This is a genomic window from Flavobacterium sp. PLA-DH12, from assembly GCF_059511845.1.
Genome location: NZ_JCAMPD010000005.1, coordinates 359,985 through 374,377 on the forward strand (window position 1 = coordinate 359,985; position 14,393 = coordinate 374,377).

At 33.5% G+C, this 14,393-nt stretch carries 13 protein-coding genes and 1 pseudogene; 3 read left to right on the top strand and 11 right to left on the bottom strand.

The genetic code is table 11. The features are described from left to right. Positions 1–63: 63 nt before the first annotated feature. The gene (gene rlmB, locus AC5ZCW_RS12570; protein WP_496120138.1) at positions 64–798 is read left to right on the top strand and encodes a 23S rRNA (guanosine(2251)-2'-O)-methyltransferase RlmB; all 735 of its coding nucleotides are present in this window, start codon (positions 64–66) and stop codon (positions 796–798) included. 50 nt (positions 799–848) lie between these two features. Continuing rightward, positions 849–1,646 (top strand): DUF2490 domain-containing protein, encoded by a 798-nt coding sequence (locus tag AC5ZCW_RS12575; RefSeq protein WP_496120140.1) that lies wholly within the window; start codon positions 849–851, stop codon positions 1,644–1,646. A gap of 2 nt (positions 1,647–1,648) precedes the next feature. Here the strand turns inward: AC5ZCW_RS12575 and AC5ZCW_RS12580 are convergent, their stop codons facing one another. Together AC5ZCW_RS12580 and AC5ZCW_RS12585 are read right to left on the bottom strand one after the other, a co-directional pair. Further along, positions 1,649–2,155 (bottom strand): hypothetical protein, encoded by a 507-nt coding sequence (locus AC5ZCW_RS12580; protein WP_343544799.1) that lies wholly within the window; start codon positions 2,153–2,155, stop codon positions 1,649–1,651. A 57-nt stretch (positions 2,156–2,212) separates the two neighbouring features. Next, complete coding sequence (locus AC5ZCW_RS12585; RefSeq protein WP_496120142.1) at positions 2,213–2,980, bottom strand: rhomboid family intramembrane serine protease; 768 nt, start codon at positions 2,978–2,980, stop codon at positions 2,213–2,215. Positions 2,981–3,154: 174 nt separating this feature from the next. Between AC5ZCW_RS12585 and AC5ZCW_RS12590 the strand changes: the two genes are divergently transcribed. Then, positions 3,155–4,432, top strand: coding sequence for a replication-associated recombination protein A (locus tag AC5ZCW_RS12590; protein ID WP_496120144.1), 1,278 nt, complete (start codon positions 3,155–3,157; stop codon positions 4,430–4,432). Between the two features lie 14 nt (positions 4,433–4,446). On the opposite strand, the gene AC5ZCW_RS12595 is transcribed toward AC5ZCW_RS12590, so the two are convergent. The 9 genes and pseudogenes from AC5ZCW_RS12595 to hpt all read right to left on the bottom strand — a co-directional run bounded on the left by AC5ZCW_RS12595 (position 4,447) and on the right by hpt (position 14,316). Next, entirely contained in the window at positions 4,447–5,211 is a 765-nt protein-coding gene (locus AC5ZCW_RS12595) for a hypothetical protein (RefSeq protein WP_496120146.1), read from the bottom strand. Further along, the gene (locus AC5ZCW_RS12600; RefSeq protein ID WP_496120148.1) at positions 5,211–5,897 is read right to left on the bottom strand and encodes a YjjG family noncanonical pyrimidine nucleotidase; all 687 of its coding nucleotides are present in this window, start codon (positions 5,895–5,897) and stop codon (positions 5,211–5,213) included. The genes AC5ZCW_RS12595 and AC5ZCW_RS12600 overlap by 1 nt, the downstream gene beginning before the upstream one ends. A gap of 3 nt (positions 5,898–5,900) precedes the next feature. Next, a pseudogene (radC, locus tag AC5ZCW_RS12605) lies at positions 5,901–6,589 on the bottom strand (RadC family protein). A gap of 135 nt (positions 6,590–6,724) precedes the next feature. Then, complete coding sequence (locus AC5ZCW_RS12610) at positions 6,725–8,080, bottom strand: UDP-N-acetylmuramate--L-alanine ligase (RefSeq protein ID WP_496120150.1); 1,356 nt, start codon at positions 8,078–8,080, stop codon at positions 6,725–6,727. 202 nt (positions 8,081–8,282) lie between these two features. After that, complete coding sequence (locus tag AC5ZCW_RS12615; protein ID WP_496120152.1) at positions 8,283–10,427, bottom strand: S46 family peptidase; 2,145 nt, start codon at positions 10,425–10,427, stop codon at positions 8,283–8,285. Between the two features lie 174 nt (positions 10,428–10,601). Further along, complete coding sequence (gene obgE, locus AC5ZCW_RS12620) at positions 10,602–11,603, bottom strand: GTPase ObgE (RefSeq protein WP_281633942.1); 1,002 nt, start codon at positions 11,601–11,603, stop codon at positions 10,602–10,604. Between the two features lie 61 nt (positions 11,604–11,664). After that, positions 11,665–12,939 carry a hemolysin family protein gene (locus tag AC5ZCW_RS12625; protein WP_177212007.1) on the bottom strand — a complete coding sequence of 425 codons (1,275 nt, stop codon included), beginning with the start codon at positions 12,937–12,939 and terminating at the stop codon, positions 11,665–11,667. A gap of 205 nt (positions 12,940–13,144) precedes the next feature. After that, positions 13,145–13,717 (bottom strand): adenylate kinase, encoded by a 573-nt coding sequence (locus AC5ZCW_RS12630; RefSeq protein ID WP_057114947.1) that lies wholly within the window; start codon positions 13,715–13,717, stop codon positions 13,145–13,147. A gap of 68 nt (positions 13,718–13,785) precedes the next feature. Then, positions 13,786–14,316 carry a hypoxanthine phosphoribosyltransferase gene (gene hpt, locus AC5ZCW_RS12635; RefSeq protein WP_496120155.1) on the bottom strand — a complete coding sequence of 177 codons (531 nt, stop codon included), beginning with the start codon at positions 14,314–14,316 and terminating at the stop codon, positions 13,786–13,788. Positions 14,317–14,393: the final 77 nt, after the last annotated feature.

A 14,393-nucleotide genomic window follows, 5' to 3' on the forward strand; every position in this document is an offset into this window, starting at 1 on the left:
ATTAAACCACTCCATTAATTTGGGGTGGTTTTTTTATATAAACATATTACCTATATTTGTCTCATGGAAAAAGAACATCAAATATTTGGCATTAGAGCCATCATAGAAGCAATTCAGGCAGGAAAAGAAGTAGACAAAGTTTTCATACAGAAAGAAATTTCTAGTGAGCTTATGAAAGATTTAATGAAGGTAATGAAACGTGCAAACGTTAACTTTTCTTATGTGCCTGTAGAAAAACTAAACCGTCTTACTCCAAATAATCATCAAGGAGCTGTAGCTACGATCTCTCCTATTGGCTTTATAGATTTAGAACATCTAGTTGAATCTACAATGGAGTCGGGTAAAAAACCTCTTTTTCTTATCTTGGACCAAATATCAGATGCTAGAAATTTTGGCGCTATTATTAGAACTGCGGAATGTACAGGTGTAAACGGAATCATTGTACAAAAAGCAGGATCTGCCCCTGTAAATGGCGATACAGTTAAAACTTCTGCTGGCGCTGTTTTTAATGTGCCTATTTGCAAAGTTGAACACATCAAAGATGCTATCTTTTATCTACAAGGTTCTGGAATAAAAACGGTTGCTGCGACCGAAAAAACAGATCAAAACATATACGATGTATCACTTTCAGAACCATTAGCCATTATTATGGGATCTGAAGATCGCGGAATAAATCCTTCCGTTTTAAAAATAGTAGATGAAAAAGCAAAACTGCCAATGTTTGGATCAATCGGGTCATTAAACGTGTCTGTTGCCTGTGGTGCTTTTCTATATGAAGCTGTTCGACAAAGAACCTAAAAAACACATTGAGATTAAGATTAGAATGAATAATTAAATACCTTTAATTAATGCTTTCAAAATCTAATTTAAATATCATAGTCCTCCGATGTCTGTTTGTAATTTTACTAATTACAAACAGCTACGGACAAAATACTACATATAATCAGTTTTGGAATGAAATTCAGTTTAACCAAACTTTAAGTAAAAAATGGGCCACTGAAATAGATTTTGCGGCTGCTTATAGTAGTACCGAATCATCACCAAACTTATTCGAAAATACCATACAAAGATCAATTAGAGGCTGGGGACATTATTATTTTTCTCCAAGATGGAAATTTTCTGCTTTTATAGCATATTTCAACAATAGAGATGTTCCTGAAATAGGTCAATTTGAGTCTCCCGAGACACGATTTGCTCTTCAAGGAATTTACTATTTTCATAAAACTGGATATACTTTAAGTACAAGAATGCGTACTGAATTCCGTCATATGAAAAATAAAGATGACGATTATGAAAATGTTTTTAGATATCGTCAACAAATTAAGTATATACAGCCTCTTAACAGTAAATTCTTAAGAAGCGGAGTTGTATATGCGATTGCATCAGACGAAGTTTATTTTAAATCTGGAGCCAATGTTACGGGAGAAAGTTTCTTTGACCGAAATCGTTTCAATATTGGAGCAGGCTATTTGTTTTCAGATGACTTTCAAGTAGAATTAACTTATTGCAACGAATATCTTCCACGAAACAGCGGAAATCAAACAACTAATGCAGCATCGCTTACCATAAGTTTCAATAATCTTTTTCGAAACCTTAAAAAGAAAATTGATGCTAAAAAAAATCCTCCAGTAAAAGACGAAGATTAAAGTTAGTTTTCCTCTTTCTTCAAAAAACATTTAAGCTGTTCGACAATAGCATTTTTATGAAGTTTAAAATTATAGCTTCTAACAAATTCAGTACCCTGCATATTGATTTCTGCACTAACAGCTTCGTAATTAGAAAATGCATCAAGATCTTTATCATCAATCAAATAAAGAACTTGCATTATAGAATCGTTGCGTCGATATTGTGTATCGTAATGCGCTAAAGTGTAGGTTTTGTTATCGGCAAGATGCATTACTAAATCTTCCTTTATCTTTTTCCCAACTTTCTTTTCGGGAAATGGCGTAGGCTGTAATGCAACAAAATAATGCTCTTTGTCAGTGACTATATTAATTTTTAACGATTTTGATTTCGTAGTATAAAATACGGCAGGCTCAAAAAAGTATATCATACTGCCGTCCGCCTGTACCCTATTTTTTATTTCACATTGAGCAATACTTTTTGCATTAAATACAAAACACAAGAACAAAACTAAAAAACTGATTTTTCTCATAATGCCCAATAATTAAAATGTTACCTAACAAATTTAATCTTTTTATCTTAAAGAAAATTATTGAGTGACATCTTCTTCAGGAGCTTCTTTTTTGGTCACAATATAATTTACTGGATGACTAGACAAAAAATATCCTAAATCGTCTTCTTCTTCCTCATTCGAAAAAACAACAAAATTTCCATTCTCATCAAAATGCTTCATAAAAGGATCGCTGTCGGGATTAAAATCGGGACGCTGCCAATCGTAAACAATTGGTTTTGCATATTCGGGAGCTTTATAGAATAAGCTTAAAACAAATCCTGTAATAAGTCCAGCCAAATGTCCTTCCCAAGAAATAGACTGATCAACATCTGGAAAAACATACCATATCATTCCGCCATAAAGTAAAATAACTGTCAAGGAAAGAGCAACCAATCTATAATATTTAGTTTGAATTCCTTTAAAAAAAATAAAGCTCACCAAAACATAAATCAACCCGCTTGCCCCAATATGGAAATTCTCACGTCCGACAATCCAAGTAATTAATCCTGAAAATAAAATTCCATATCCAATGACACCCAAAGTCTGTTTCGGATAAAAGAACTGCATAGCAGCCAATAGTATTAAAAGTGGAATACTGTTATTATATAAATGATCTAAATTTTCGTGAATAAAGGGACTAAACAAGACACCTCGTAAACCAATTAAGTCTCTTGGATAAATTCCGTACCGATAAAAATCAAAATCAAAACGGATTTGAAGCCAATATACGACCCATAAAAAAAGGACAAAAAATAATGGGAGTCCAATAACCGAATTTGAAAACTTAAAGTTAGTATCGCTCATATCTTTACAAAATAACTTTTAGAAGAACTCAAAAAACTATCCAAAAATATTTTACTGATATTTTGTCATACCAAGTTAATAAAATGTCTCAAATCATAACAATCCTTATCTCTTCAAACTGTTTTAACTTTTGAATGAACGATATTTAAATCTTAAAATATTAATTTTGTAATTATGGAAGCACCTTTAGCAGAGCGTATTCGTCCGCAGAAATTAGAAGATTATATAAGCCAAGAGCATTTGGTTGGGCCAACTGGTTCTTTAACACAGCAAATCTCAAAAGGAATAATTCCTTCATTGATTTTCTGGGGACCTCCTGGCACGGGAAAAACAACATTAGCCCAAATTATTGCTCAAGAATCAAAAAGACCTTTTTACATTCTAAGTGCAATAAATTCTGGTGTAAAAGACATTCGTGATGTTATTGATAAAGCCAAACAAAGCGGTGGACTTTTTACTGCTAAAAATCCAATTCTGTTTATTGATGAGATTCATCGATTTAGTAAGTCACAACAAGATTCACTTTTGGCCGCTGTCGAAAAAGGTTGGATAACATTGGTTGGCGCTACAACCGAAAACCCAAGTTTTGAAGTGATTCCTGCATTATTGTCACGCTGCCAGGTTTATATACTAAATGCATTTACAAAAGCCGATTTAGAAGCGCTTTTAGAGCGTGCAATGAAAACCGATGCTTATTTACTAACAAAAAAAATAAATTTAAAAGAAACAGAAGCTTTAATACGTATTTCAGGCGGTGACGGCAGAAAACTTCTAAATGTATTTGAACTTGTTATTAACGCTTCGGCAGGTGACGAAATTACAATTACCAACGATCGCGTTTTAGAACTTGTACAGCAAAACACTGTTCTTTATGACAAAACTGGCGAACAACATTACGACATTGTTTCTGCATTTATAAAATCTATTCGTGGAAGTGATCCCAATGGAGCTGTTTATTGGTTGGCAAGAATGATTGAAGGCGGTGAAGATGTAAAATTTATTGCTAGAAGAATGCTAATTCTTGCAAGCGAAGACATTGGCAATGCCAATCCAACTGCGCTAATAATGGCCAATAATACTTTTCAAGCCGTTACTACTATTGGATATCCGGAAAGCCGCATCATATTAAGCCAATGTGCAATTTATCTTGCGACATCGCCAAAAAGCAATGCGTCTTATATGGCTATTGGAACTGCACAGCAATTGGTAAAACAAACTGGCGATTTGCCTGTTCCGCTCCACTTGCGAAATGCACCTACCAAATTAATGAAAGAACTAGGATATGGAGATGAATACAAATACTCGCACGATTATGCAAATAATTTTGCAGAACAAGAGTTTTTACCAGATGCCATAAAAAAAACGGTTCTTTACAATCCTGGAAACAATTCTAGAGAGAACAGTACCCGCGAATTTTTAAAGAACCGTTGGAAAGATAAATACGGTTATTAAACCCTATTTTATATTTAAAATTTAACTACAATTTTTTCTGAAACCAATTTATCATTCTGATAAGATTCAAAATACCATTGTCCGTCTTCTTTTAAGATTAAAGAGCCCTGAACATTATCTTTGCTCGCAATGTAAACGTTTGGTTGTGAAGTTTTAAAAAGCTTCATTACCACTTTTGGAGTTTTATCGATCAACTGATAACCTGATTCTGTTGGCTGAGCGTACAATAAATTTGGATCTTTCAAATCTGGCGAAGATGCAGTAGCTACTTGAGTTGCTGCTACAGTTGTAACTGCAGTTGCTGCTACAGCAGTTCTTGCAAGAGCTGGTGTTTTTGAAGTTGCAACTGGATTACCACTATATTTATAATGTAAAGCAATAACTGACTTAAAAGCATTATCTAATGCTTCTTTGTAAGCTACCTCATAATCCTTCTCTTTACTTCTTCCTACTTCTGAAGTATAAACAACCTGACCGAAACAATCTTTGAAGTTTATTATAAGCTTAGTTACCAAGAAAGCACTATCTTTTATAACATCAATATACAAAACCTGACAACGATCTGTATAACCGTCAGGAAGCTGCTCGTTTGAATAAAAAGCTTCAAAACCTGCTTTAGTCAAATTTTGTTTACTCAAAGTTGCCAAACGATATTGATTATCAGTCTTCATAAACTCATATTTCAAAGGAATAATTACAGCTTTGTAATCATTAATAGTCTGTGCAAATCCAACAACTGAACATAAAATTGCAGCAAGTAAAAATTTAATTCTCATCATTATAAATATTTTTTTAGTTCTAATAAATGGTTAATTTGTTTATAATTTCCAGAAACGGCCTTTTTTTTCTCATTGAAGAAAATAGCATCTAGACCAGCATTCAAAGCTCCGTTTACATCTGCTTCAAAATCGTCGCCAATCATAATACTGTTTTCTTTTGAAGTTTTTGCCAAATTTAATGCATAATCAAATATAATACTATTTGGCTTTTTTACACCTGCTAATTCCGAATTTGTAATCGTACTGAAATACCCTCCAAGCGAAGCATTATTAATTTTCTTTTCCTGTACTTGAGCAAATCCGTTTGTAATAATATGAAGTTTATATTTTGGCTTTAAATACTCCAAAACTTCAATTGCCCCGTCAAATAAATAATTATTATCAGTAAGGAACTCTATGTAATCATTGGCAATTTCAAGAATATTTTCTTCTGAAATACTATAATTCAAAGCATCAAAAGAATACTTCAAACGATTAAAGCGTAATTCCTGATGTGTAATTTTATCATTCTGATACAATCTCCAGCATTCTTGATTGATCGGAATATATTCTTTAATAAAATCCTGAGTAGCGATTTCTTGATATTTGCTTTTAAAAATACGATCAAAAGCCATTTCTGAGTTTTTATCAAAATCCCAAAGCGTATGATCTAAATCAAAAAAGATGTCGGTAATATTGGTGTTCATGTATTAAAAAATTCCTTCATCTACAAAACTATAATATTTTGATTCAGTAATAATAACATGATCTAAAACTTTAACATCTAATATTTCTCCCGCAGTTTTAATTTTCTTTGTAATTTGTTTATCAGCAGTACTCGGATTTAAACTACCGGAAGGGTGATTATGACACAAAATCAAGGCTGTAGCTCCATTTTCTAGCGCTAATTTAAAAACCAATCGTATATCAACCACAGTACCAGCAATACCTCCTTTACTTAATTGAGATTTAGAAATCACTTTATTTGAATTATTAAGAAAAAGCACCCAAAATTCTTCATGCGGAAGTTCTCCAATGATGGGTTGCATAATATCAAAAACAGCTTTACTCGAAGTTATTTTTTTTAATTTTAAAACATCTTCTATTCTTTGCCTCCTACCCAATTCTAAAGCCGATACAATCGAAACAGCTTTTGCTTCTCCAATACCTTTAAATTGCATTAACTGAGAAATGGTCATTTTCCCCAAGGCAGTTAGATTTTAGCTGTAGCTAAAATTCGCTTACTTAAAGCAACGGCAGATTCATTACGGCTTCCCGAGCCAATTAGAATAGCTAATAATTCGGCGTCACTTAAAGCATCTTTTCCTTTGAGGATTAATTTTTCACGAGGTTTGTCATCATCTGACCAATTTTTTATAGCAAAATGCCCACCTTCCATACTTATAATTTTAAGATGCGAAGATATTTAAAAAAGAAGAAAAATCTTTCAAAATTATACATTGATTATTTACAATAATTCAAAAAAAAAGCCGACTGTATAAACAGTCGGCAAATTATCTCATTGACTAATTTTCTAATCAATCAAACCTTTTACCTCATCAAAATTCAAACCTCCGTAGTTTCCAGAACTCATTAATAAAAGCGCAGAATTATCTAAATTCAAATTGAATAAATATTCTTTAAATTCAGCTGGATTGGTATAAATGATTAAATCTTTTCTATTAAATGCGGTCGCTATTTGCTCATAAGTCACTTCTTCCAATTGCTTAATTTTTACCGCATCTGGCGAATAGAAAACAACAGCAACATCAGCATATTCTAAGGCACCTTCATACTCCTTTAAAAACTCAGCATTTAGACTACTATAAGTATGCAACTCTAAACAAGCAACCAAAGTTCTGTTCGGATATTGCTCTTTTACAGCTTTTGTTGTTGCTGCTACTTTACTTGGTGAATGTGCGAAATCTTTATAAGCGACTTTTCCTTTTCCTTCAGCGATTTTTTCTAAACGTTTAGAAGCTCCTTTAAAGCTAGCAATTGCTTCGTAGAAATCAGCTTCGTCTACACCCATATTTTGACAGATCCATTTTGCACCTGCAAGATTGTTTAAGTTATGTGCTCCAAAAACTTCAATCGGCATATCGCCTTCAGGAGTTTTTAATAACGTTACTCCATCACTAACCGAATATTCTGGTGTTGAATAAGCAATTTTTCGAATCGGATTAGTTGCTGCTTCAGAAACACGTTTTACCTCTGGATCATTTTCGTTATAAACCAAAATTCCGCCATTTGTAATTTTTTCGATGAAAATCTCAAACTGCTCCACATAGTTTTCATACGTTGGAAAAACATTAATATGATCCCAAGCAATTCCAGAAATCAAAGCAATATTTGGCTGGTACAAATGAAATTTCGGACGTCTGTCAATTGGTGAAGATAAATATTCATCGCCTTCCAAAACCATAAAATCATTTTCTTCTGTAAGATGCACCATTGTATCAAAACCTTCCAGCTGTGCACCAACCATATAATCAACCGCAATATTATGATAATGCATTACATGAAGAATCATCGAAGTAATTGTTGTTTTCCCGTGAGAACCACCAATGACAACACGTGTTTTATTTTTAGATTGCTCATATAAAAATTCAGGATAAGAGTAGATTTTTAATCCTAATTCCTGCGCTTTTAATAATTCAGGATTATCTGCTTTTGCGTGCATTCCTAAAATAATCGCATCAATGTCTGAAGTAATTTTTTCTGGAAACCAACCCATTTCTGCAGGAAGAATTCCTTTCTTTTCTAATCTTGATTTTGAAGGTTCAAAAATAGCATCGTCACTTCCTGTAACTTGATATCCTTTATTATGTAATGCTAATGCCAGATTGTGCATAGCGCTTCCGCCAATTGCGATGAAATGTGTTTTCATTTAAAATGTTTAATCGTTAAACTGTTTCATCGGTTAATCGAAATAGCAAATAACTAATAAAACGCTGTAATTATTCTTCAAAAATAAGGAAATATTTTAGAATGCCTCCTTTGCTTTTGGAGATAAATTAATCCAGAAAAATTAAAAAACCCGACAGGTTTCAAAAACTTGTCGGGTTTATTTTTATATAAAGAAATGAAGATTATTTTGCAATCGTCAATTCGTCGATAATATTTTTAGCTCCAGCGTATTTGTCGATAATCCAAAGGACATAACGAATATCAACGTTGATAGTTCTTTGTAATTTAGAATCAAAAATAACGTCTCCAGCCATTGCTTCGATGTTACCGTCAAAAGCAATACCGATTAATTCTCCTTTTCCGTTAAGAACTGGCGAACCAGAATTTCCTCCAGTAATATCGTTATCTGTCAAGAAGTTTACTGGCATGTAACCTGCTTTATCAGCATATTGTCCGAAATCTTTTTTCTTGTTCAATTCTAATAAACGAGCTGGCAAATCAAATTCCTGATCTCCTGCTTTATATTTTTTAACCATACTTTCCATTGTAGTATAGTTATTGATTTTAGCATCATTACGAGGATCTGCAGGTAAAGCGCGAACTTTTCCATAAGTCAATCTCAAAGTAGAGTTTGCATCTGGATATTTAATTGCGTTCAATTTAGATTCTCTCAAACCTTCAACCAATTTACGGTAAGCAGCAGCAAAACCATCATCAGCTTTTGCTTGATCGTCTGTTTTAGCACGATATTTTGTCAATAAATCATTAGAAATAATATACAACGGATCATGTACAATCGCTAATGGTTTTGGATCAGCCAAGAAAGCTAATACTTTTTCTTTGCTTGTAAAATAGCTAATCTCAGTTGCTTTTGCTACATCTGCAGTAAAATCACCACTATTAGCTGTTTTCATTTTTGCGATTTCTGGAGCAAGTCCATATTCAGCAGCTTTAGAAGCATATAAATTCAACTGAGCTGTTAAAATATCTTTTTCCAATGGAGCATAAAACTCACCATAAATATTCTCAACCATTGCGTTGATTTTAGGAAGCATTTCAGCTTTCTTTGCATCATTTTCTTTATAGTAAGCAATTAATGCATTTCCTAAATTAGCAGGCCCTGTAGCATAACTAGAAGTACGTAAAAGTTGCATCAAATAATTATCATGACGTGCTTTTAAGTTTGTCTCTCTGTAATAATCGTTGATAGTCGGAATTACATTTTCGTATTTCTCTTTGTTTGCAGGTTTAGTAGCCCACTCATAGAATTTATCTTCTTGTTCCGTTTTAGTATCAACTGTACCCGCTTTTGTTAAAGCATCAATCATACCTTGACGGTTTTTCCAGTAGTTTGCAGTCGAAGCATATTTAGAAGCATACTGTAAACGAACAGTTGCATCTTTATCCATATACTTTTTCATTACATCCATTCCTGTTTTTGCACCTTCAACCCATGCAGGATAAGCATATTTAATGTTTTGCTCAATTCCTCCAGCTGGCATCCAACGGTTTGTTCTTCCTGGATAACCTAAGATCATGGCAAAATCATTTTCTTTTACTCCTTTTAAACTTACAGGCAAATGGTGTTTTGGCTGTAATGGCACATTGTCTTTAGAATATGCTGCCGGATTTCCATCTTTATCTGCATAAACTCTAAACATAGAGAAATCTCCTGTTTGACGAGGCCATTCCCAGTTGTCTGTATCTCCACCAAATTTACCAACACTTTCAGGAGGAGTTCCTACTAAACGTACGTCTGTGTAATCTTGGTAAACAAAATAGTAATATTCATTTCCTTGAAAGAAAGGACGAACAGAAACAGTGTATTTTCCGTTTTCGCTGTTTTCTTTTTCAATCAAAGCGATTTCTTGCTGAATGATTTTGTTTCTTTCAGTTTCTGTCATTTGATCGTTTACTTTAGATAAGATTCTTTTAGAAACATCATCCATACGAACGAAGAAACGAACAAACAAAGATTTAGGTTTTAATTCTTCAGAACGATTTTTTGCCCAAAAACCATTTTTCAAATGATTTTGTTCTGCAGTCGAAAGTTCTGCAATCGCGCTATATCCACAGTGGTGATTTGTAAGGACCAATCCGCTGTTTGAAACAATTTCTGCAGTACAACCTCCATTGAACTGAACAATTGCATCTTTTAAGCTATGATGATTGATACTGTAAATTTCTTCGGCTGTCAATTGCAAGCCCATCTTTTCCATATCTCTATGGTTCAATCTTTCGATAAACATCAAAAACCACATCCCTTCATCGGCTCTCATTGGGAAAGCCATAAGGCACATGGTCAAGAATAAAATTACTTTTTTCATGTTATTTTGTTTAAGTGATGCGAATATAAGTCATTTTAGCAATTATCTCAACCTAAGCAATCTTAAAATTAAAAATGACATTAGATTTTTAGCAGTTTATTACGAATTTAACATTATAAAACAAAAAAGGTGTCCTTAAAACAGAACACCTTTTTAATATCTGAGTAAGCTTTACTATTCGTTAAGCATTTTCCAAAGTCTGTCTTTCAAATCTGTCAAACCTTGCTGCGCAACAGAAGATATAAACATGTATGGAACACCTTTGAAAGAAACATCTAATTCAGCTTTCAGTTCAGCTTTCAATTCATCATCAAGCATATCGCATTTTGAAATCACGACAAGACGTTCCTTGTCTAGCATTTCAGGATTGTATTTCGTTAATTCGTTAACCAAAATATCGTACTCTCCTTTTATGTCCGCTGTATCAACTGGTATTAAAAACAACAAAGTCGAATTACGTTCAATGTGACGCAAGAAATAATGCCCTAAACCTTTTCCTTCTGCAGCGCCTTCAATAATTCCAGGGATATCGGCAATTACAAAAGATTGAAAATCTCTATAAGCAACAATTCCTAAATTTGGTTTTAAAGTTGTAAATGGGTAATCTGCGATTTTTGGTTTTGCCGAAGTTAATACAGACAATAAAGTAGATTTTCCAGCATTTGGAAAACCAACTAAACCAACATCGGCCAAAACTTTAAGTTCTAGAATAACATCCATTTCTACACCAAGCAAACCTGGCTGTGCGTAACGAGGTGTTTGATTTGTCGAACTTCTAAAATGCCAGTTTCCTAAACCTCCCTTTCCTCCTCTTGCCAGAATTTGTTTTTCTCCGTGCTCTGTAATTTCAAAAAGTGTTTCTCCAGTTTCTTTGTCTTTTACAACAGTTCCTAATGGCACTTCAATAATTTTATCTTCTCCATCTGCACCAGTACTGCGATCGCCTCCACCATCTCCACCGTGTCCAGCTTTAATGTGACGTGCAAACTTTAAATGAAATAATGTCCAAAGCCCTTTATTTCCAACTAAATAAACATGACCTCCACGGCCTCCATCTCCTCCATCTGGACCACCTTTTTCAATAAATTTCTCTCTATGTAAATGCGTAGAACCTTTCCCTCCTTTTCCGGAAGAAACATATATCTTAACGTAATCTACAAAATTTCCTTCTGTCATTTTCTTTGTTTATGTAAAGTTTCATTCCCGATAGCTATCGGGATTGAAACAAATTTTCTCTCTACTCTTTTAAAGCTTTTACCAAAACTTTATCAATCTTAACGCCGTCCATGTCGATAACTTCTAGGACGAATTTCTGCCAAACTAATTTTTCTCCTTCTTTTGGAATATGAGAAAGTTCAGTCATAATCATTCCGCTTACAGTGTTTACTTCGTAATCGTTTGTTAATTCATCTAACTCGAAATAAGTTAAGAAATCATGTAACGAATAATGTCCGTCAACCAACCAAGAACCATCTTCTCTTTCTATTAGCTGAAATTCATCTTTATAGAATTCTGCTGCATCACCAACTAAAGCTTCCAAAATATCATTAAGAGTAATCATTCCCTGAAAAACTCCATATTCATCTGAAACTAAAGCATAGTGGACACCTGTTTTTTTGAAATTCTCTAAAGCTTTATATGCCGTTGTCTGCTCCATTAAATAGGGCGCGTCAGACATAATTGCCGCTAAATCAAAATTATCGCTTTCGATGTTAGCAAAAATATTTTTAAGTGTTACAACTCCAACAATATCATCATAATTATCATTGTAAACAGGATAAACCGCATGCAAATCCTGAACTACTAATTCTTTGATTTTTTCTTTATCTGCTTTTAATGGCAGCATATCTACCGACTTGCGGTGTGTCATTAAAGAATTTACTTTTCTATCTCCGATATGAAAAACACGCTCCACAATATCTTGCTCAATTTCCTGAACTTCTCCTACTTCTGTTCCTTCTTTAATAATGGCTTTAATCTCTTCTTCCGTCACTTTTCCGTCAGCAGTTGGTTTTATCTGAAGAACATTCAGTAAAAAATCTGTTGAAGAAGTTAACAGCCAAATAAATGGTGCCGTAATAATCGAAATCACTTTCATAGGCATTGCAACCATTTTAGCAATAGCTTCTGGATAATTTAATCCAATTCGTTTTGGAAGTAATTCTCCCAAAACCAATGAGAAAAAAGTTAAAACTACAACTACAATCCCAACAGCAATTGAATGTGCGTAAGGTTTAAAAACTGCAATTCCTGCCACAAAAAGCTCAACATCTGCCGTGATTTTGTCACCAGAATAAATACCAGTCAAAATTCCGATTAAGGTAATTCCGATTTGTACTGTCGATAAAAACTTATTTGGGGAATTGGCTAAATCGAGTGCCGTTTTAGCACTTTTGTTGCCTTTTTTTGCCGCTGTTTCAAGCCTGTTTTTACGGGCCGAAATCAAGGCGATTTCAGACATGGAGAAAACTCCGTTTAATAGAATTAGAAAAAATATTATTAGTATTTCCAATTGATAGGGGATTCGTTATAAAATAGTCTCGTTAAACGTAATTTGTAATCTCAAATATTAATGGCTGTCAATTAAAAAACTAATTTTTCTAACCCAAAAACTTTGATTGTCAAAAACATTTGAAAAGCCCGTTTTAGAGTTAGAAAAATAGTTTTTTTGCATCCCGATAATGTATCAGGTTGTAACGTACAGCTTAAAAAAGCTTCTACAAATTATCTATAACTGACGTTAAGCGCTCTGTAATTTGTTCAATAGTTCCGATACCGTCTACGGCATGAAATTTATTTTGTTCTTTGTAATATCCAATAAGCGGAGCTGTTTTTTCATTGTATTCCTGATATCTTACACGAATTTTTTCTTCGTCCTGATCATCAGCTCTTCCGCTTGTTTTTCCTCTTTCAAGTAAACGTGCAACCAAAATTTCGTCATCTGCTTCTAAAGCAATTGTTGCTGTCACGCTTGATCCAATTGTTGGCAAAAATTTATCTAAAGCTTCAGCCTGATTGATTGTTCTTGGATAACCGTCAAACAAAAACCCTGCTGTATCTGGGTGTTTTTTTACCTCATCAATTAACATTGCAGTTGTTACTTCGCAAGGAACCAATTCTCCATTGTCCATAAAAACTCTTGCTTTTTTTCCTAGTTCAGTATCATTTTTTAAATTGAAACGAAAAATATCTCCTGTTGAAAGGTGCGTTAAATTGTATTTTTCTTTTAAAAATTCTGCCTGAGTTCCTTTTCCTGCACCAGGCTTTCCAAATAAAACGATGTTAATCATAATTGAAATGAGTGTTGTTACTTCTTATTTTTTGAGAAGTCTTTAAATGAATATATAGTTGTGTTTTGTTATTCTGCTAATTTGTAAATTTCGGTTAAGTTTCTTCCTAAACCATCATAGTCTAACCCGTAACCCACAATAAACTTGTTCGGAATTCTAATTCCGATATAATCTATTTTTATATCTTTTTTATAAGCTTCTGGTTTAAAAAACAATGTCGCAATTTTAAAATGCTTTACATTCTGAGCTTTAAACAAGTGCTTTAATTCTTCGATTGTGTTTCCGGTATCAATAATATCTTCGATGATAATTACCGTTCTTCCAGACAAATCTTGGTTAATTCCAATTAGTTCCTTAACGGCATTGGTTGTCTCAGTTCCTTCATACGATGCCATTTTAACAAACGAAACCTCACACGGTTTTTTATATTTTTTTAGAAAATCTGACACCACCATAAAAGCACCATTCAAAACTCCAATAAAAATTGGCGTGTCATCTCCAAAATCGTCTTCTACCTGAGCAACTATTTTAGTTAAAGCAAAATCAATTTCTTTAGCCGAAATAAACGGAACAAATTGTTTATCGTGAAGTTGTATCATTATTTTTCTTTTTAAAATAATGGACAAAGATACAGAATTACAACTTAACTGCTTCTATCAAAATAAACTGTATCGAG